The organism is Rouxiella badensis, assembly GCF_026967515.2.
GTDB lineage: Bacteria > Pseudomonadota > Gammaproteobacteria > Enterobacterales > Enterobacteriaceae > Rouxiella > Rouxiella badensis.
Genome location: NZ_CP114062.1, coordinates 3,094,857 through 3,112,079 on the forward strand (window position 1 = coordinate 3,094,857; position 17,223 = coordinate 3,112,079).

The window sequence follows — 17,223 nt, forward strand, 5'->3', positions numbered from 1 at the left end:
CCCCGCGGTGCCCCTTTCCTCGCGCCCTCTCAGACTGAGCTACAGTTAAGGCTTAACTTTATGCGTAAGTTTTTAAGCTGATGCGGGAGAAATCATGCAATTTACACAATTTGGAACCACCGGGCTGAACGTGTCGCGCCTGTGCCTCGGCTGTATGACCTACGGTGAACCTTCACGCGGGAAACACGCCTGGACACTGCCGGAAGAGAGCAGCCGCCCTCTCATCAAACAGGCGATAGACGCCGGCATCAATTTCTTCGACACCGCCAACAGTTATTCCGACGGCAGCAGCGAAGAAATCGTCGGTAGAGTCCTGGGTGAATACTTGAAGCGTGACCAGTACGTGCTGGCGACCAAGGTGTTCTTCCCGCTTTCCAACCTCAAGGGCGGACTGTCGCGTGCGTCGATTATGCAATCCATCGACGACAGCCTGAAACGACTGGGCACCGACTACGTTGACCTGCTGCAAATCCACCGCTGGGATTACGACACGCCTATCGAAGAGACGCTGGAGGCGCTCAACGACGTGGTTAAGGCCGGGAAGGCACGTTTTATTGGCGCATCATCGATGCACGCAGCGCAGTTCAGGCAGGCACTGGATCTGCAGCAACAGCACGGCTTTGCCTCATTCGTTTCGATGCAGGACCAGTACAATCTTATCCAGCGCGAGGAAGAAAAAGAGATGCATCCGCTGTGCCTCGAGAGAAACATCGCGGTGCTGCCCTGGAGCCCGCTGGCACGCGGACGACTCACTCGCCCATGGGGTGAAAGCACCGCGCGTTCCGTTTCCGATGAGGTGATCCCAACGCTGTACGGCGATACCGAAGAGGCGGATGCCAAAATTGCCGAACGGGTTGCCAAAATCGCCGAAGACCACGGCGTTCCCCGTGCCCAAATCGCCCTGGCGTGGATCCTGAGCAAACCGGTGGTCACCGCACCCATTATCGGAGCATCACGCGCCGGGCATTTGGAAGATGCAATAGCCGCACTGGACGTGGTGTTGAGTATTGAAGAGATTGCCGAGCTGGAGATGGCCTATCAGCCACATCAGGCGACAGGCTTTAAATAATTTCAAGACTCGTTAAAAGCAAAACGGGCGTCGGGGAAAACCCCAGACGCCCGTTTTTTATTGCGCTACCGACTAAAGCAGGCCGGTTGGCCAGTGATGTCCGATGAAATAGATAATCGCCGCGCCGATGACCCCGGCCACCACGTCATCAATCATGATACCCATACCGCCCTGCACGTTGCGGTCGAACCAGCGGATCGGCCACGGCTTCCAGATATCCAGCACGCGGAATACCACGAAACCTATCACCACCCACTGCCAATCGTTGGTCGGCAACGCCATGAGGGTTATCCACATGCCGACAAACTCATCCCATACGATGCTGCCGTGGTCGTGAACCCGCATGTCTTTTGCCGTCTGGCGACACAGGTATACGCCGATACAGATGCTGAACATCACCACCAGCGAGTAAACCTGCCACGGTAAATAGGTCAGCACAATCCAGAACGGGATTGCCGCAATCGACCCTGCGGTACCCGGTCCCACCGGGAACAGACCGCTGCCGAAACCGGTCGCCAACAGGTGCCACGGGTTGCGCAGGTTCAGCCTTTTTTTTGCTGCCGCCATATCCACTGCGTCATTGCCGGTGCGGCCCTTGTGGCGCATCGGACGTTTCTTGCTTCCTGCGTTGCCGCGAGCGTTATTTTCGACGGTCATGAGGCAACCTCCTGTGCGAAATGATCGAATCCCTGCCATTCAAGCTCTACGGTTTCACCGGAGCGCTGATATTTAATGCCTTCGGAAAGCGGCGCAATTTGGCCGACGCAGGTGAAGCGCACGCCCAGCTGTGCCAGCGCAACTTCCAGCGCTCCTCGGTTGATTTCCGGCACCGTGAAGCACAGTTCGTAATCTTCTCCCCCGGTAAGCGCCCACTTCACCGCTTGCTCAGGGTCGACGTACTGCTGCATCTCCTGCGAGTATGGCAGCAAATCGAGGTCGATACGTGCACCACAGTCGCTGGCCTTGAGAATATGGCGTAGATCAGAGATAAGGCCGTCGGAAATATCAATAGCAGAGTTCGCCAGCTGACGTAGCGCCTGGCCTTGTAAAACGCGGGGCTGGGGACGCAGATGACGTTTAATTAATGCCTGACTCGCCTTGTCGTCATTGACCGCGAGGCGGTCCTGCAGGATGGCGAGTCCGGCGGCACTGTCACCGAGGGTGCCGGTGACGAAGATCCAGTCGCCTACCCGTGCGCCGCTGCGCAACAGCGCGCGTCCTGCCGGAACCAGGCCCTGAATGGTCAGCGTCATGCTTAACGGGCCGCGCGTCGTATCGCCGCCAATCAGCTGCATGCCGTAATAATCGAGTTGTTCAAACAGGCTGTCACTGAAGGCTTCAAGCCAGTCGGTATTGACCTCCGGCAGCGTTAACGCCAGTGAAACCCAGGCCGGATCGGCACCCATCGCGGCCAAATCGCTGAGGTTAACGGCCAGCGCTTTATAGCCTAAATCGGCGGGTGAAATGGTTTTGAGGAAGTGAATGCCTTCGACAAGGGTGTCGGTACTGACTGCTATTTGCTGCTTGTCAGTGACGGTCAGCAGGGCGCAGTCATCGCCAATGCCTAACTGTACATCCTGACGAGCCGTTCTATAACGGTTGAAATAGCGCGCAATTAAATCAAATTCGCCGCATGCCATAGTATTATTCCAAAAAATTTCGATCCTGCGTTTTACAATGCATTAAGGCCGGATATCCGGCCTTAATGAAACGCGTTCTTTGATGAGGAACGTTACTTCTTACGAATGTGCGGGCCTGCTTTGTCCAGCACACCGTTGACAAACTTGTGGCTGTCTTCTGCACCGAAGGTTTTAGCCAGTTCGATAGCTTCGTTGATAGCCACTTTGTAAGGAACGTCCTGACGCTTGCTCAACTCAAACAGTGCCAGACGCAGAATTGCACGTTCAACCTGACCCAGTTCATCAAGCTGACGAGACAAATACGGAGCCATCAGCGCGTCGAGCTTGTCGGCCGTGGTGGCAACACCAGACAGCAGCTCACGGAAATAGGTAATGTCGACATCTTTGACATCCTGCTCGGTCAGGAACTGTAATTCAACATCGGCGATGTCGTTTTTAGACAACTGCCAAGAGTAAAGCGCCTGAACGGCACATTCACGGGCGCGGCGACGAGCAGCAGGTTTCACGGAATTCCCCTTAACTAGATTCAGGCCTTGATGGCCTTGATAACGTTGATCATTTCAAGCGCGGTAAGGGCAGCTTCTGCACCTTTGTTACCGGCTTTGGTTCCCGCGCGTTCGATGGCTTGTTCAATGCTTTCTGTTGTCAGCACACCAAAGGCAACCGGAATTTCACTGTTCATCGCAACGCTGGACAGGCCAGAGCTGCATTCGCCAGCAACGAATTCAAAATGGGCGGTACCCCCACGGATAACAGTGCCCAGCGCGATGACGGCGTCATACTTTTTGCTGTTAGCCAGCGCACGTGTCGCAAGCGGCAGTTCATAAGCACCTGGAACCCATACAACGGTGATGTTGTCGTCTGCAACTTGGCCAATACGTTTCAACGCATCAATCGCGCCAGAAAGCAGGCTGTCGTTGATGAAATTGTTAAAACGGGCAATCGCGATGGCTATTTTCGCGTTAGGAGTTGCTACAACACCTTCAATAACGTTCATAGAGTTTCCTTAGGATGGGTTAAATCATTATGTTTTTATTAAAAACTTAATACTAATAGCGTCGACCCAGCCCATGCTTAGCCGCAGGGGGGCGGATTCTATCATATTATTCCCCTGCCTGGACACACGGTTTTGTAAACCTGCTCAGACAGTGACAAATATGGGTCACGCGTCAAGCCTTAATAGACCGGTTTCATGCGTAAACGCAGATCGGGTCCTACCTGACGAACGTCGCTAAATTCGAAGGTGGGCGCATCGGCCAGTTTTTCGAGTCCCGGCAGCACGCACAGTCCGCGAGCGCTGTCGCCCAACAGTTTCGGCGCCATATAAACAATCAGCTCATCGACCAGTCCGGCCTGCAACAGCGCGCCAGCCAGCTCGGCACCGGCCTCGACCCACACCGAATTCACCTGACGCTTCGCCAGTTGCATCATCAGAATCACCAGATCGACGCGGTTGCTCGACGTCGCAGGCACCAGCAACTGCTGGGTGGATTCAGGCCAGACGTGGTCATCGGCCTGCAAGCGCGCCAGCAGCGTTTCACCGGGTTGCTGCACCAGCTTATGCTGAGGCGTCACGCGGTTTTGGCTGTCGACAATGACGCGCAGCGGCTGACGCACGCCCTCGGTGGAGGCAAACTCTGACGGATACTGGCGCTGCGTCTCTTCGCCCAGCTCGCTCCAGCGCACGGTCAGCGACGGATCGTCGGCCAGCACCGTCGCACTTGAACTCAGAATGGCCGAACTCTCCGCGCGAAAACGCTGCACGTCCTGACGCGCCGCTGCCGAGGTGATCCATTGGCTTTCGCCAGAGGCCATAGCGGTTCTACCGTCAATCGAAGCAGCCATTTTCAATTGGACGTAAGGGAAACCGGTGCGCATACGCTTGAGGAACCCGAGATTCACGCTTTCGGCCTGACTCAACATCAAACCATTGCTTACCTCGACGCCCGCCTCTTTGAGGCGATAGAGGCCGCGACCGGCAACCTCGGGGTTAGGGTCCTGCATGGCGGCCACCACGCGAGACACGCCCGCCGCAAGCAGCGCGTCGGCGCACGGCGGCGTGCGGCCATGGTGGCTACAGGGTTCTAGCGTGACATAGGCGGTCGCGCCACGAGCACGCTCACCGGCCATGCGCAGCGCGTGGACCTCGGCGTGTGGGCCACCGGCCTTAAGGTGGAAGCCTTCTCCAACGATTTCACCGTCGCGCACGATAACGCAGCCGACGTTAGGGTTTGGCGTTGTGGTAAAGCGCCCTTTGCGCGCAAGTTCAAAGGCGCGCGCCATATAGAAATCGTCGTTAAACATAGCCTTCCCTGTTGTGGTGAACGGAGTCGTAAGTAGCGGGATTAATCCTGAAGTCGCGCGATCTCTTCGCCGAACTCACGGATGTCTTCAAAGCTGCGATAAACGGACGCAAAGCGGATATAGGCCACTTTATCGAGGCCTTTCAACGCGTCCATCACCAGATTACCAATCATTTTGGCAGGCACTTCACGCTCGCCGGTGGCGCGAAGCTGAGATTTGATATGGCTGATCGCCATTTCAACGTCGTCCGAGCTGACCGGCCGCTTCTCGAGCGCCTTGAGGAAACCGCTACGAAGTTTATCTTCATTAAACGGTTCACGGACCTCGTTACTCTTGATAACCCGCGGCATCACGAGCTCTGCCACCTCAAAGGTGGTGAAGCGCTCGCTGCATACCAGACACTGGCGACGGCGGCGGACCTGTGATCCATCGCCCACCAGGCGTGAATCTATAACTTTCGTGTCAACGGCGGCACAAAATGGACAATGCATAGAACTTCCTGCTCGGATATTATCTGGACAGTAGTTTACCCCGAAGTGCCGCGACAACAAAGGCTGTCGCAACGTCGGCGCACTATCGTGATAAACTTTGGCACTAACTCTTGTATCAGTATAGAAATCTGAATAAAGGACATCAGGTCAATGACTCCCTCTTATCGTGCCATTCTCGCCTTAACCGCCCTGTTCAGTTTGGCTGGATGTGCGGCGCAAAATCCTGAAGTATCGACCCTGACGACCGAAGTTAATCAGCTGAATCAGAAACTTGATCGTCTGACCGATCTCGCGGGTGCGCTTGAGCATCAGACTACGCTCAATCGCCAGTCTACCAACGGTGTCTATTTGCTGCCGCAGGCCAAAACACCTGCCCTGCTGAACACCGATTTTGCCCAACTGAGCCTTTCACTGGACTCGATTGCGCAAGACAGTACCGGCACCAGCGCAGTATTAAAAATTAAGTCTACCTCGGGCAAAGCGCTGCCTGCCTTCAGCGCCGTCGTCGACTGGGGTCAGATTGACCAGGTGACCGGCAAGCCGCTGACCGTCGATATGCAGTCTCAGGTTATTACCGTTACTCCGAGACTGCTGCCGTCGAGCGAGCAGACCACCGAAGTACGCTTTAGCAATATCACACCAGAAACGCTGGGATTCGTTCACCTGCATCACCTGACGCTGATTCCAGAAGGCAATGCGGACGCCAAACCCTAACGCCGCTTTTGCCCAATAAAAAAGCCTCGCAGCGAACTGCGAGGCTTTTTTTTACATCAAATCAATCGACCCCTCCTGCGAGGGGCCTGCCGTGCTTAAGGAAGAAGTGAGGGCTGATCCGCCCCTTCCTTCTCGACCTTCTGCTGCAGCATATGTTCACGCTTCATGCCCAGCTTCAGAGCCAGCGCAGAGGCAACATAGATTGAAGAAACGGTACCGATGGTCACACCAATCAACATCGTCAGTGAGAAGCCTGCAAGCAGAGGACCCCCGAAGATGTAAAGCATCAGCACAACCATCAGCGTGGTCGCCGAGGTCATGATGGTGCGGCTTAGCGTTTGGGTCAGGGACACGTTCATGATTTCGTAAGAGTTACCGCGGCGGATCTTGCGGAAGTTCTCACGAATACGGTCCGATACCACGATACTGTCGTTCAGAGAGTAACCGATGACCGACATCAGAGATGCCACGATGGTCAGGTCAATTTCAATCTTAAACAGCGACAGCACGCCCATAGTAATGACGACGTCGTGCGCCAGTGCGATAACCGCCCCCAACGCCAGTCGCCATTCAAAACGGAAACCGACGTAAATCAGGATACAGATCAACGCAAGCAGCAGCGCCATGCCACCGGCCTGCGCCAGATCACTCCCGACGCTTGGGCCGACAAACTCGATACGTTTAACGGTCGCGGTTTTGTCAACATCGGCGTTAATCAGGCTGATGACCTTGTTACCCAGTTCCTGACCGGCACTGTCGGAAGACAGCGGTGGTAAACGAACTACCACGTCACGGCTGCTGCCGAAGTTCTGCACGATCGGGTCTTTGAAACCGGCCGTCGCCAGCGAATCTCGCATAGTGTCGAGATTAGCGGGCTGAGACAGGGTGATTTCAATGACCGTACCACCGGTAAAGTCCAGACCCCAGTTAAACCCGCGAACACCCATAATCGCGATAGAGGCGATTAACAACAGGCCTGAGATACAGAAAGCCACGTTGTCCCAGCGCATGAAGTCGATGACTTTACGGCCGTAGTTTAGTTGTTCAACAGTATATTCTTGCTGTGCCACAACGCACTCCTCAGATAGACAGCTTTTTGATGCGTTTGCCGCCGTAAAGCATGTTGACGATGGCACGTGTACCGACGATCGACGTAAACATAGAGGTTGCAACACCGATAGCGGTGGTGATTGCAAAGCCCTTAATCGATCCCGTACCGACCGCATACAGAATAATTGCCGTGATCAACGTCGTGACGTTTGCATCGACGATACTGGAGAACGCACCGCTGTAGCCCTCATGGATGGCCTGCTGAACGGAACGCCCGTTACGCAGTTCTTCCTTGATACGCTCGTTAATCAGTACGTTGGCGTCAACCGCCACCGCCAGCGTCAGTACGATACCCGCAATACCCGGCATGGTCAGCGTCGCGCCCGGCAGCAGGGACATGATCCCGACAATCAGCACCAGGTTGACGATAAGCGCGGTTGTCGCAATCACACCAAACTTACGGTAGAACACCACCATGAACAGGATTGATGCCAGCAGGCCCCACAGACAAGCTTCCAGACCCTGAGTAATGTTTTGCGCACCCATGGTTGGACCGATGGTCCGCTCTTCAACAATCTGAATTGGCGCAATCAACGCACCGGCGCGCAGCAGCAGTGACAGCTGACGAGCCTGATTTGGATCGTTCACACCGGTGATACGGAAGCTGTTACCCAGGCGTGACTGAATGGTCGCGACGTTAATAACTTCTTCCTGCTTCGCCAGAATGGCACGACCGTTAGCGTCTTTCTTGCCGCTGTCCTTGTACTCCACAAACAGGGTCGCCATCGGCTTGCCGATGTTGTCCTTAGTGAAGTTGGACATGATGTTACCGCCCGCGCTGTCGAGGGAAATATTAACCTGGGGTTGGTTATATTCGTCCTGACTTGAGGTGGAGTCGGTGATGTGGTCACCGGTCAAAATCACGCGCTTGTACAGCACAACCGGCTGGCCGTCCTGCATCTGCTTGACTTCGCTGTCGCCAGGGACACGTCCGCTGGCCGCTGCAGTAGCGTCAACGTTGGTGTTAACCAGACGGAACTCAAGCGTTGCGGTCGCACCCAGAATCTCTTTGGCACGCGCCGTGTCCTGAATACCCGGCAGCTCGACGACGATACGGTCAGAACCCTGACGCTGTACCAACGGCTCGGCAACACCCAGCTGGTTCACACGGTTACGCAGAATGTTGATGTTCTGCTGTACGGCGTACTCTTTGGCTTCGCTCAGGCGGTCATCGGTCATCACGATACGGATATCGTTGTCACCGCTGTTGGTGAATACCAGGTCACGATGGCGAGGCGCCAGATAGCCTGCAGCTTTGTCGCGGGTCGCGGAATCACGGAAGGTCAGCACCACGCCGTAGTTGTCGGCCTTACGAACCGTGGCATAAGGAATGCTCTGGTCACGCAGGTCGCTACGCATGTTGTCCATGGTCTGCTCTTGCAGTTTGCCCAGTGCAGTATCCATGTCGACTTCCATCAGGAAGTGCACGCCGCCGCGCAGGTCGAGGCCCAGTTTCATAGGCTCGGCACCCAGCATGGTCAGCCAAGAAGGCGTCGCAGGAGCCAGGTTCAGTGCAATAACAAATTTGTCACCCAGCGCCGCGGTGAGGGCATCGCGGGCACGCAGCTGAACGTCGGTGTCATTGAATCGCGCAAGGATTGAGCCGTTTTCTAGCGCAATAGACTTGCTGACGAGTTTATCTTTATTCAGTACATCTCTGACTTGGTCCAGCGTTGCAACACTGGCGTCGGAACCCCGAGCGCCAGTAATTTGAACAGCCGGATCCTCACCATAAAGGTTGGGAAGCGCATAAAGCAGTCCGACGATAATCACGAAGATCAGCATCAGATACTTCCACAAAGGATAACGGTTTAACACGGCAGTTCCCTTCGGGAAAATCAAAAATTAAAGCGCCTTCATCGTACCTTTCGGCAGAACGGCAGCCACGAAGTCACGCTTGATCATCACTTCCGTGGTGTCGTTCAGCGCGATAACAACGTAACCGGTTTCGGCTACTTTGCTTACGCGACCGATCAGACCGCCGGTTGTCATGACTTCATCACCTTTACCGATGGAGTCCATCAGTTTTTTGTGCTCTTTAGAACGTTTTTGCTGCGGGCGCAGGATCATGAAATAGAAAATCAGACCAAATACCACCAGCATGATGACCAGAGAGTAAGGACTTCCCTGTGACGGTGCGCCAGTAGCTGCGACGGCATCAGAAATGAAAAGACTCATTTAAATTCCCTCATTGTTGTTATAAAACAAGTTGTTAATAAAATACTAAAAAAAATCTTTGCCGCCGAACAGTCAAATCCTCTTACTCTAAGGAGAAAGAGGATCTCTTGCTCGACCTCAGAAGTTTAAAGGCGGAACCGGCTTGCCTTGTCGCTCGTAAAATTCAGTCACAAACTGCTCTAATTTACCTTCTTCGATAGCCTGGCGTAAACCGGCCATCAGACGCTGATAATAACGCAGGTTGTGGATGGTATTTAAGCGCGCACCCAGTATTTCGTTGCAACGGTCGAGATGATGCAAGTAGGCACGGCTATAATTGCGACACGTATAGCAATCACAGTGTTCATCTAGGGTCGAGGTGTCATCTTTATGCTTGGCATTGCGGATTTTCACCACCCCGTCGGTCACAAACAGGTGTCCGTTACGGGCGTTACGCGTTGGCATCACGCAGTCGAACATATCAACACCGCGACGCACGCCTTCGACCAAGTCCTGCGGCTTGCCCACGCCCATCAGGTAGCGCGGTTTGTCTTCAGGAATCTGCGGACAAACGTGCTCAAGGATACGGTGCATGTCCTCTTTTGGCTCGCCGACAGCCAAACCGCCCACAGCGTAACCATCAAAGCCGATATCTACCAGCCCTTTTATCGATACATCTCGTAAATCTTCGTAAACGCTGCCCTGAATAATTCCGAATAACGCATTGTTATTTTTCAGTTCGTCGTGGCGATCGCGACTACGTTTTGCCCAACGCAGGGACATTTCCATCGAACGTTTGGCGTAATCCCAGTCAGCAGGATACGGCGTACATTCGTCGAAGATCATCACGATGTCAGAACCGAGATCGTTCTGAATCTCCATCGACTTTTCAGGACTGAGGAACACCGGATCGCCGTTGATCGGGTTGCGGAAGTGCACGCCCTCTTCTTTAATCTTGCGCATTGCGCCCAGGCTGAACACCTGGAAGCCGCCGGAATCGGTCAGGATTGGGCCATGCCAGTTCATGAAATCATGCAGGTCGCCGTGAAGCTTCATGATTTCCTGACCCGGGCGCAGCCACAGGTGGAAGGTGTTACCGAGCAGGATCTGTGCGCCGGTGTCTTTGACTTCTTCCGGCGTCATGCCTTTTACCGTGCCGTAGGTGCCCACAGGCATAAAGGCTGGCGTTTCAACCACGCCACGTTCAAACACCAGACGACCACGACGCGCGCGGCCATCGGTAGTTTGTAATTCGTACTTCATTTTCACGTTCTTCTCCACACCGGAAAAACAGTCCGATAGCTTTATCCTCTATCTTTCAACACGCTGCGCGGTGGGCTGCATGTTGAAATATTTTGGATAATTTTGGGGATGTTCCCAAAGATAGCCCACCAATGGGCAGATAAAAAACTACTCGCCGACCACTTCTTGTGGTGCCAGCGGGTTACGGTGGATGAACATAGCATCACCATAACTAAAGAAACGGTACTCTTCCGCTACCGCCTGATGATAGGCGTTAATGGTATTTTTATAGCCTGCAAACGCGGAAACCAGCATGATCAGCGTCGATTCTGGCAGGTGGAAATTGGTGATCAGCACATCAATGACCTGGTATTCATAACCTGGGAAAATAAAGATACTGGTATCACCGTAGAAAGGGGCGATAAGACCGTCTTTGCAGGCGTTGGCCGCACTCTCGAGCGAACGTACCGAGGTGGTGCCTACGGCCACCACGCGATTACCGCGCGCCTTACAGGCAAGAACGGCATCGACGACTTCCTGAGGAACCTCGGCGTACTCGGCGTGCATCACATGCTTTTCAATGGTCTCGACGCGCACCGGCTGGAAGGTGCCTGCCCCAACGTGCAGCGTAACGAACGCCAGCTCGACGCCTTTCTCTTTCAGCGCGTCCATCAGCGGCCGATCAAAGTGCAGTCCAGCGGTCGGCGCCGCCACGGCGCCTAAACGCTCGCTGTAAACCGTTTGATAAAGCTCACGGTCGGCGTCTTCGTCCGGGCGATCGATATAAGGTGGCAGCGGCATATGGCCGATTTCATCGAGCAGAGTAAAGACATCTTTATCTTCATTAAATTCCAACTCGAACAGCGTGTCGTGGCGCGCGACCATGGTCGCCTTGATGTTTTCGGCGTCGCCCAGCAGCAGTTCTGCGCCCGGCTTGGGTGCTTTGGAGGCACGAACGTGTGCCAGCACGCGGTGTGAATCGAGAACGCGCTCGACCAGCACCTCAATCTTGCCGCCGCTCGCCTTGCGACCGAATACGCGCGCAGGAATAACGCGGGTATTGTTGAAAACCAGCAGGTCGCCCGGGTTCAGTTTATCCAGCACATCTGTAAAGATACCGTGCGTCAGTTCTCCGGTCGGTCCGTCCAGAGACAGTAAACGACACCCGCTGCGCTGACTTTGCGGGTAGCGAGCAATCAGGGACTCAGGAAGTTCGAACGTAAAATCGGCAACGCGCATAGCTGATATTTCCACATTAACTTAAGATATTAATCTTTTATCCAGACAGCTCGCGTTGCAAGAAGGCGGCAGGCTCGCCCCTCCCCAAGAGGTGACTCAAGTCAGTGACCAGGGTGAGCGGGCGTGGCCAACGCATCTGCTGCATGAGAGTTGCAGGATAAAACAGGCGGCTTAGTCTAGAGCTAGCGGGTTGCCCCTGCAAGCTTTCACCGGAATAAATCAGGAAACCCTGGGGTAATTTTCAGGATAAAGACGTTATACTGCCGGAATGAATTTTCTCGCACACCTTCATCTGGCCAAATTGGCCGACAGTTCGCTATTGGGAAACCTGATGGCCGACTTCGTTCGCGGCAACCCCGAGGGGCTTTACGCCAGCGCGGTGACTGACGGTATCCGCATGCATCGTCGCGTTGACGTGATGACCGACTCCCTGCCGGAAGTCAAAGTTGCCCGCGAGTTTTTCAGTGCCGATTACCGCCGCGTCGCGCCCATCACGCTCGACGTCGTATGGGACCATTTCCTGTCGCTGCACTGGGACAAACTGTGCCCTGACACGCCGCTGCCGCTCTTTATCAACCAGTGTCGGCAGCAAATCGAGCCAAACCTGGCCGAGACCCCAGAGCGTTTTCGTAACCTTAACCTCTACCTCTGGCCGCAGCGCTGGATGGAGCGCTATGCTGACTTATCCTTTATTAAGGATGTATTACAAGGCATGGCCAATCGACGCCCGAGGCTCGCAGCCTTAGCGGGCTCTTTTTATGACGTAGAGCGCGAATATGCCCAGCTAGAGCGACAGTTCTGGCAGTTTTATCCGCAAATGATGCAACAGGCGCGCGAGAAGCAGATCTAGATCACAGTTGATAGCCGAGTGCTATCTGATCGATTGGTCCCATGGGGTTTATTCCCCTACTCGTTGCCCTTATACTGACCGCTGATTTCATCACCCCTCTTCATTTACCTATACTAGAAAGGAGTTTTTATGGTTCTGGTAACGCGTCCGGCCCCAGATTTTACCGCAGCAGCTGTACTTGGCAGCGGCGAAGTTGTTGAAAACTTCAACTTTAAAAAACATACCGCGGGTAAAGCCACCGTTGTGTTCTTTTGGCCAATGGACTTCACTTTCGTGTGCCCATCCGAGCTGATCGCTTTCGACAAGCGTTACGAAGAATTCCAGTCTAAAGGCGTTGAAGTTGTTGGCGTTTCTTTCGACTCTGAGTTTGTTCACAACGCATGGCGTAACACCCCGGTTGAGAATGGCGGCATCGGCAAAGTGAAATACGCGATGGTTGCTGACATCAAACGTGAAATCCAGAAAGCCTACGGCATCGAACACCCAGAAGCGGGCGTTGCACTGCGTGGTTCTTTCCTGATCGATGATAAAGGTATCGTGCGTCACCAGGTTGTTAACGACCTGCCGCTGGGCCGTAACATCGACGAAATGCTGCGTATGGTTGACGCACTGCAATTCCACGAAGAGCACGGTGAAGTTTGCCCGGCTCAGTGGGAAAAAGGTAAAAAAGGTATGGACGCTTCTCCAACTGGCGTTGCTGCTTACCTGTCTGAGAACGCTGTTAACCTGTAATCGTTTCGATTATCGGCATCAGCCAATCCCCTTTTACCGAAACGGTCAGCCTTGCTGGCCGTTTTTTTATGCCCGGATAATTTTCGCCCCGCCACACTTTTGCCTTTCTGCTGATACTCCTGCTTGCCTTTATTCCTTAAATGTTAAATAACATAAGAGCTTACCGATGTTATTTCATTGGATCCGTTTTTTTCAAAAAAACACACTGACAGGGTATAAACAGGAGTTGTTATGTCTTTAAAGCTCTGGGCAAGGCCGTTAGCCGTACCATTAACCGTAGGCGCACTGCTGGTGAGTGGCGCTCTGCACGCGGCGTCAGCCCCGGCAGTTGAAGCCAAAAATGGTATGGTCGTTACTTCGCAATACCTGGCCTCGCAGGTTGGCGTTGATATCCTCAAAAAAGGCGGTAATGCTATTGATGCCGCAGTAGCCGTTGGCTATGCCGAAGCGGTGGTTAACCCGTGCTGCGGCAATATTGGCGGCGGCGGCTTTATGACCGTCCATCTGGCCGATGGAAAAGATACTTTCATTAACTTCCGTGAAATGGCACCTGCGGCTGCCAGCGCCAATATGTACCTCGACGCACAGGGGAATATCAAAAAAGGCGCCAGCCTGTACGGTTATCTCGCCGTCGGCGTGCCGGGCACGGTGATGGGTCTGGATCACGCCCAGCGTGAATACGGTAAACTCACGCGCGCCCAGGTAATGGCTCCGGCCATCAAGCTCGCGCGTCAAGGATTTGTGCTGACCCGCGCCGATACCGACATCCTCGACACCAAAACGGCCAAGTTCAAAGACCAGCCTGACGTGGCGAAAATCTTCCTGAGAAAAGACGGCACGCCTTTGCAGCCGGGCGATCGACTGGTTCAGAAAGACCTCGCCAACACGCTGGAAGCAATTTCAAAACGTGGCCCCGACGCTTTCTACAAAGGCAAAATCCCGGCCGCGGTCGAGGCAGCCTCCAAAAAAGGCGGCGGTATTATCACCGCCGCCGACTTTGCCAACTACAAGGTCACTGAAACCGCACCGGTCACCTGTAGCTATCGCGGCTACAAGTTTGTCTCTGCACCACCGCCGAGCTCAGGCGGCGTCACGTTGTGTGAAACTTTGAATATTCTTGAAGGTTACGACCTGAAGAGCATGGGCTTCAACTCGGCGGCGTCGATTCACTATTTGACTGAAGCAATGCGTCATGCCTACATGGACCGCAACACCTTCCTCGGCGATCCGGCGTTCGTGAAGAACCCGGTCGACCGTCTGCTGAGCAAGAGCTACGCGGCAGATATTCGCAAGAAGATTGAGGCCGATAAGGCAACGCCTTCTTCTCAGGTGCAGCCTGGCATGGAACCGCACGAGAAGCCTGAGACCACGCATTACTCGATTGTAGATAAAGACGGCAATGCGGTTTCAACCACTTACACCATTAATGGTCTGTTTGGTTCAATAGAGATTGCACCGGGTACCGGCTTCTTCCTTAACGACGAGATGGACGATTTCACCAGCAAGGTCGGTGAGAAAAACATGTATGGTCTGGTGCAGGGCAGCAAGAACGCCATTGCCCCCGGTAAGCGCCCACTATCATCGATGAGCCCGAGTTTAATCACTAAAGACGGCAAAACCTTTATGGTTCTCGGTTCACCGGGCGGGTCTCGCATCATCACCATCACGCTGGAAACGGCGCTTAACGTGATTGACTACGGCATGCCTCCACAGGAAGCGGTCAACGCCCCGCGCATTCACCACCAGTGGCTGCCTGACGAGGTCTATTACGAGCAGCGCGGGGTGTCGGCCGACAGCCTCAACCTGCTGCAGAAGATGGGCTACAAGATGGTCGAGCAGACCCCTTGGGGAGCAGCGGAGCTGATTATGGTCGGGTTGCCGGGTGCGGCGGGCGTGACCCCGCAGAGTTCGGGTAATGATGCGGCGGTATCGGGAAAAGTGCGCGAAGGCTATCTGTACGGTGCCAACGACGTACGTCGTCCGGCGGGCGCGGCGATCGGTTACTGATTGGCCGCGCGCGCTATGGGGTGCGCTCCCTAATCACAGCAACATAGATGACCCGATAAGCCATGTTAAAAAGGGAGGTAAGCACTTGCTTACCTCCCTTTCTTATTGCCGTGTTAGCGCCGTTATCCGGCTTTGTTGCGCGATTTAATCCAGTAGCTCACCAGCAGCGCCAGAACCCAAACACCGCCCGCGTAGAGCGACATACGGGTATCTGGGAAGTAACCAATCAGTCCGATGATGAAGAACAGGAAGATGATGGCCACAATCGAGGTGAAGATACCGCCGCGCATCGGGAATTCCAGCTCGGCAATCTGCTGACGGCTCAGCTTGAGGCGGAAGCCAATCTGCGAGAACAGAATCATTATCCATACCCACACGGTGGCAAAGGTAGCCAACGAGGCAATCACCAGGAACACGCTTTCCGGCATGATGTAGTTCAAGTACACCGCAACCAGCAGTGCAGCCATCATCACGATAACCGTCATAAACGGCGTACCGCGGCGGGAAACTTTGCTGAACACCTGAGGCGCCTGCCCCTGTACCGCCATGCCGTGCAGCATTCGGCCCACGCCAAAGATATCGGCGTTAATTGCCGATAGCGACGCGGTGATGACCACAAAGTTAAGAATCGTCGCGGCGGCAGCGATGCCCATATGCTGGAAGGTCAGTACGAACGGACTGCCCTGCGTCCCGACCAGGTTCCATGGGAAGATGGACATGATAACAAACAGTGTTCCCATGTAGAAAACCAAAATACGCCATGGCACGGAGTTGATGGCTTTAGGAATGGTTTTCTTTGGGTCTTCCGCTTCACCGGCGGTGATACCGATGATTTCGATACCGCCGTAGGCAAACATCACCATTTGTAATGACAGTATGGTCCCCATGATACCGTGGCTAAAGAATCCACCGTGGCTCCACAGGTTGCTGATGCCGGTCGGGTGACCGCCGTTGCCAATACCCCAGATAATGATGCCCAGACCGGCTGCAATCATCACGATGATGGTCAGAACTTTGAAGAACGAGAACCAGAACTCCAGCTCACCGAACACCTTGACGCTCATCATGTTGATACCGCCGATGATGAGCACTACGCTGAGCACCCACATCCAGTGCGGTACGTCGGGGAACCAGACCCCCATGTAGATGCCGAAGGCCGTCACGTCGGCGATGCCGACAATCAGAATTTCGAAGCAGTAAGTCCAGCCGGTGATGTAGCCAGCCAGCGGCCCCAGGTAATCCTGTGCATAGCGTGAAAACGAGCCGGTCTGGGGGTTATTCACCGACATCTCGCCCAGCGCGCGCATAATGATAAAAGCAATAATCCCGCCGACCAGATAAGCCAGCAGCACGCTTGGGCCTGCCATTTTAATAGCGTCAGCCGAGCCGTAGAACAGGCCAGTACCGATAGCCGACCCCAACGCCATAAAGCGAATATGTCGGGTGCTCAGTCCGCGTTTAAGCGAAGTTGAGGGTGTCTCAGCCGACTGTGTATCTAGAGAGTGTTGCATTCAAAAATTCCAAATCATAAAGCGCGGTCTAAAAACGAGATGATGGAGAAATTCCATCCCCCTGTGCCAACGAAAAAGCCACGGAAACAATTCCGTGGCCTAAATTGGCGAAAGCTTAATCAACGCTGTTGCCACTGATTATATGGCAGACAGTTAG

General features: G+C 54.3%; 17 protein-coding genes. 5 read left to right on the forward strand and 12 right to left on the reverse strand.

What is annotated here, in order from left to right:
- Positions 1-94 precede the first annotated feature (94 nt).
- Positions 95-1,069, forward strand: a complete 975-nt coding sequence (locus O1V65_RS14350) for an aldo/keto reductase (RefSeq protein ID WP_017489825.1) — start codon at positions 95-97, stop codon at positions 1,067-1,069.
- Positions 1,070-1,141: 72 nt separating this feature from the next.
- Here O1V65_RS14350 and pgpA read toward each other — a convergent pair whose 3' ends face one another.
- The 6 genes from pgpA to nrdR all read right to left on the reverse strand — a co-directional run bounded on the left by pgpA (position 1,142) and on the right by nrdR (position 5,504).
- Positions 1,142-1,636, reverse strand: coding sequence for a phosphatidylglycerophosphatase A (gene pgpA, locus O1V65_RS14355; protein ID WP_026110245.1), 495 nt, complete (start codon positions 1,634-1,636; stop codon positions 1,142-1,144).
- 86 nt (positions 1,637-1,722) lie between these two features.
- Positions 1,723-2,709 carry a thiamine-phosphate kinase gene (gene thiL / locus O1V65_RS14360; RefSeq protein ID WP_017489827.1) on the reverse strand — a complete coding sequence of 329 codons (987 nt, stop codon included), beginning with the start codon at positions 2,707-2,709 and terminating at the stop codon, positions 1,723-1,725.
- A gap of 92 nt (positions 2,710-2,801) precedes the next feature.
- Positions 2,802-3,215, reverse strand: a complete 414-nt coding sequence (gene nusB, locus O1V65_RS14365; protein WP_017489828.1) for a transcription antitermination factor NusB — start codon at positions 3,213-3,215, stop codon at positions 2,802-2,804.
- Positions 3,216-3,235: 20 nt separating this feature from the next.
- The gene (gene ribH / locus O1V65_RS14370) at positions 3,236-3,706 is read right to left on the reverse strand and encodes a 6,7-dimethyl-8-ribityllumazine synthase (RefSeq protein ID WP_017489829.1); all 471 of its coding nucleotides are present in this window, start codon (positions 3,704-3,706) and stop codon (positions 3,236-3,238) included.
- A gap of 179 nt (positions 3,707-3,885) precedes the next feature.
- Positions 3,886-5,013: a bifunctional diaminohydroxyphosphoribosylaminopyrimidine deaminase/5-amino-6-(5-phosphoribosylamino)uracil reductase RibD gene (gene ribD / locus O1V65_RS14375; RefSeq protein WP_017489830.1), complete on the reverse strand. Its 1,128-nt coding sequence runs from the start codon at positions 5,011-5,013 to the stop codon at positions 3,886-3,888.
- Between the two features lie 41 nt (positions 5,014-5,054).
- Entirely contained in the window at positions 5,055-5,504 is a 450-nt protein-coding gene (nrdR, locus tag O1V65_RS14380; RefSeq protein ID WP_009638660.1) for a transcriptional regulator NrdR, read from the reverse strand.
- Between the two features lie 150 nt (positions 5,505-5,654).
- Between nrdR and O1V65_RS14385 the strand changes: the two genes are divergently transcribed.
- Positions 5,655-6,218: a DUF3251 domain-containing protein gene (locus O1V65_RS14385; RefSeq protein WP_017489831.1), complete on the forward strand. Its 564-nt coding sequence runs from the start codon at positions 5,655-5,657 to the stop codon at positions 6,216-6,218.
- Between the two features lie 95 nt (positions 6,219-6,313).
- On the opposite strand, the gene secF is transcribed toward O1V65_RS14385, so the two are convergent.
- From secF to queA, 5 genes are all read right to left on the reverse strand, one after another.
- Entirely contained in the window at positions 6,314-7,228 is a 915-nt protein-coding gene (gene secF, locus O1V65_RS14390) for a protein translocase subunit SecF (protein WP_051040038.1), read from the reverse strand.
- Between the two features lie 70 nt (positions 7,229-7,298).
- Positions 7,299-9,146, reverse strand: a complete 1,848-nt coding sequence (gene secD / locus O1V65_RS14395; RefSeq protein ID WP_165429745.1) for a protein translocase subunit SecD — start codon at positions 9,144-9,146, stop codon at positions 7,299-7,301.
- 27 nt (positions 9,147-9,173) lie between these two features.
- The gene (gene yajC / locus O1V65_RS14400) at positions 9,174-9,506 is read right to left on the reverse strand and encodes a preprotein translocase subunit YajC (RefSeq protein ID WP_017489833.1); all 333 of its coding nucleotides are present in this window, start codon (positions 9,504-9,506) and stop codon (positions 9,174-9,176) included.
- 117 nt (positions 9,507-9,623) lie between these two features.
- Positions 9,624-10,748, reverse strand: coding sequence for a tRNA guanosine(34) transglycosylase Tgt (gene tgt, locus O1V65_RS14405; RefSeq protein ID WP_017489834.1), 1,125 nt, complete (start codon positions 10,746-10,748; stop codon positions 9,624-9,626).
- 147 nt (positions 10,749-10,895) lie between these two features.
- Positions 10,896-11,966, reverse strand: a complete 1,071-nt coding sequence (gene queA / locus O1V65_RS14410) for a tRNA preQ1(34) S-adenosylmethionine ribosyltransferase-isomerase QueA (protein WP_017489835.1) — start codon at positions 11,964-11,966, stop codon at positions 10,896-10,898.
- 268 nt (positions 11,967-12,234) lie between these two features.
- Between queA and O1V65_RS14415 the strand changes: the two genes are divergently transcribed.
- The 3 genes from O1V65_RS14415 (at position 12,235) to ggt (ending at position 15,555) form a co-directional block, all read left to right on the forward strand.
- Positions 12,235-12,816 (forward strand): ACP phosphodiesterase, encoded by a 582-nt coding sequence (locus O1V65_RS14415; protein ID WP_017489836.1) that lies wholly within the window; start codon positions 12,235-12,237, stop codon positions 12,814-12,816.
- 129 nt (positions 12,817-12,945) lie between these two features.
- A complete protein-coding gene (locus tag O1V65_RS14420) occupies positions 12,946-13,548 on the forward strand; it encodes a peroxiredoxin C (RefSeq protein ID WP_017489837.1) in 603 nt (200 codons plus the stop codon).
- Between the two features lie 231 nt (positions 13,549-13,779).
- Entirely contained in the window at positions 13,780-15,555 is a 1,776-nt protein-coding gene (ggt, locus tag O1V65_RS14425) for a gamma-glutamyltransferase (protein ID WP_269129824.1), read from the forward strand.
- 122 nt (positions 15,556-15,677) lie between these two features.
- Here ggt and proY read toward each other — a convergent pair whose 3' ends face one another.
- Positions 15,678-17,066 carry a proline-specific permease ProY gene (proY, locus tag O1V65_RS14430; RefSeq protein WP_026110246.1) on the reverse strand — a complete coding sequence of 463 codons (1,389 nt, stop codon included), beginning with the start codon at positions 17,064-17,066 and terminating at the stop codon, positions 15,678-15,680.
- Between the last annotated feature and the right edge of the window lie 157 nt (positions 17,067-17,223).

Excerpts from the sequence above, each read along its gene's own strand:
- O1V65_RS14385 (WP_017489831.1), top strand. The coding sequence starts at position 5,655 with ATGACTCCCTCTTATCGTGCCATTCTCGCCTTAACCGCCCTGTTCAGT.
- O1V65_RS14350 (WP_017489825.1), top strand. The coding sequence starts at position 95 with ATGCAATTTACACAATTTGGAACCACCGGGCTGAACGTGTCGCGCCTG.
- ggt (WP_269129824.1), top strand. The coding sequence starts at position 13,780 with ATGTCTTTAAAGCTCTGGGCAAGGCCGTTAGCCGTACCATTAACCGTA.
- nrdR (WP_009638660.1), bottom strand. The coding sequence starts at position 5,504 with ATGCATTGTCCATTTTGTGCCGCCGTTGACACGAAAGTTATAGATTCA.
- yajC (WP_017489833.1), bottom strand. The coding sequence starts at position 9,506 with ATGAGTCTTTTCATTTCTGATGCCGTCGCAGCTACTGGCGCACCGTCA.
- tgt (WP_017489834.1), bottom strand. The coding sequence starts at position 10,748 with ATGAAGTACGAATTACAAACTACCGATGGCCGCGCGCGTCGTGGTCGT.
- ribH (WP_017489829.1), bottom strand. The coding sequence starts at position 3,706 with ATGAACGTTATTGAAGGTGTTGTAGCAACTCCTAACGCGAAAATAGCC.
- thiL (WP_017489827.1), bottom strand. The coding sequence starts at position 2,709 with ATGGCATGCGGCGAATTTGATTTAATTGCGCGCTATTTCAACCGTTAT.
- pgpA (WP_026110245.1), bottom strand. The coding sequence starts at position 1,636 with ATGGCGGCAGCAAAAAAAAGGCTGAACCTGCGCAACCCGTGGCACCTG.
- proY (WP_026110246.1), bottom strand. The coding sequence starts at position 17,066 with ATGCAACACTCTCTAGATACACAGTCGGCTGAGACACCCTCAACTTCG.
- ribD (WP_017489830.1), bottom strand. The coding sequence starts at position 5,013 with ATGTTTAACGACGATTTCTATATGGCGCGCGCCTTTGAACTTGCGCGC.
- queA (WP_017489835.1), bottom strand. The coding sequence starts at position 11,966 with ATGCGCGTTGCCGATTTTACGTTCGAACTTCCTGAGTCCCTGATTGCT.
- O1V65_RS14415 (WP_017489836.1), top strand. The coding sequence starts at position 12,235 with ATGAATTTTCTCGCACACCTTCATCTGGCCAAATTGGCCGACAGTTCG.
- secF (WP_051040038.1), bottom strand. The coding sequence starts at position 7,228 with ATGCGCTGGGACAACGTGGCTTTCTGTATCTCAGGCCTGTTGTTAATC.
- O1V65_RS14420 (WP_017489837.1), top strand. The coding sequence starts at position 12,946 with ATGGTTCTGGTAACGCGTCCGGCCCCAGATTTTACCGCAGCAGCTGTA.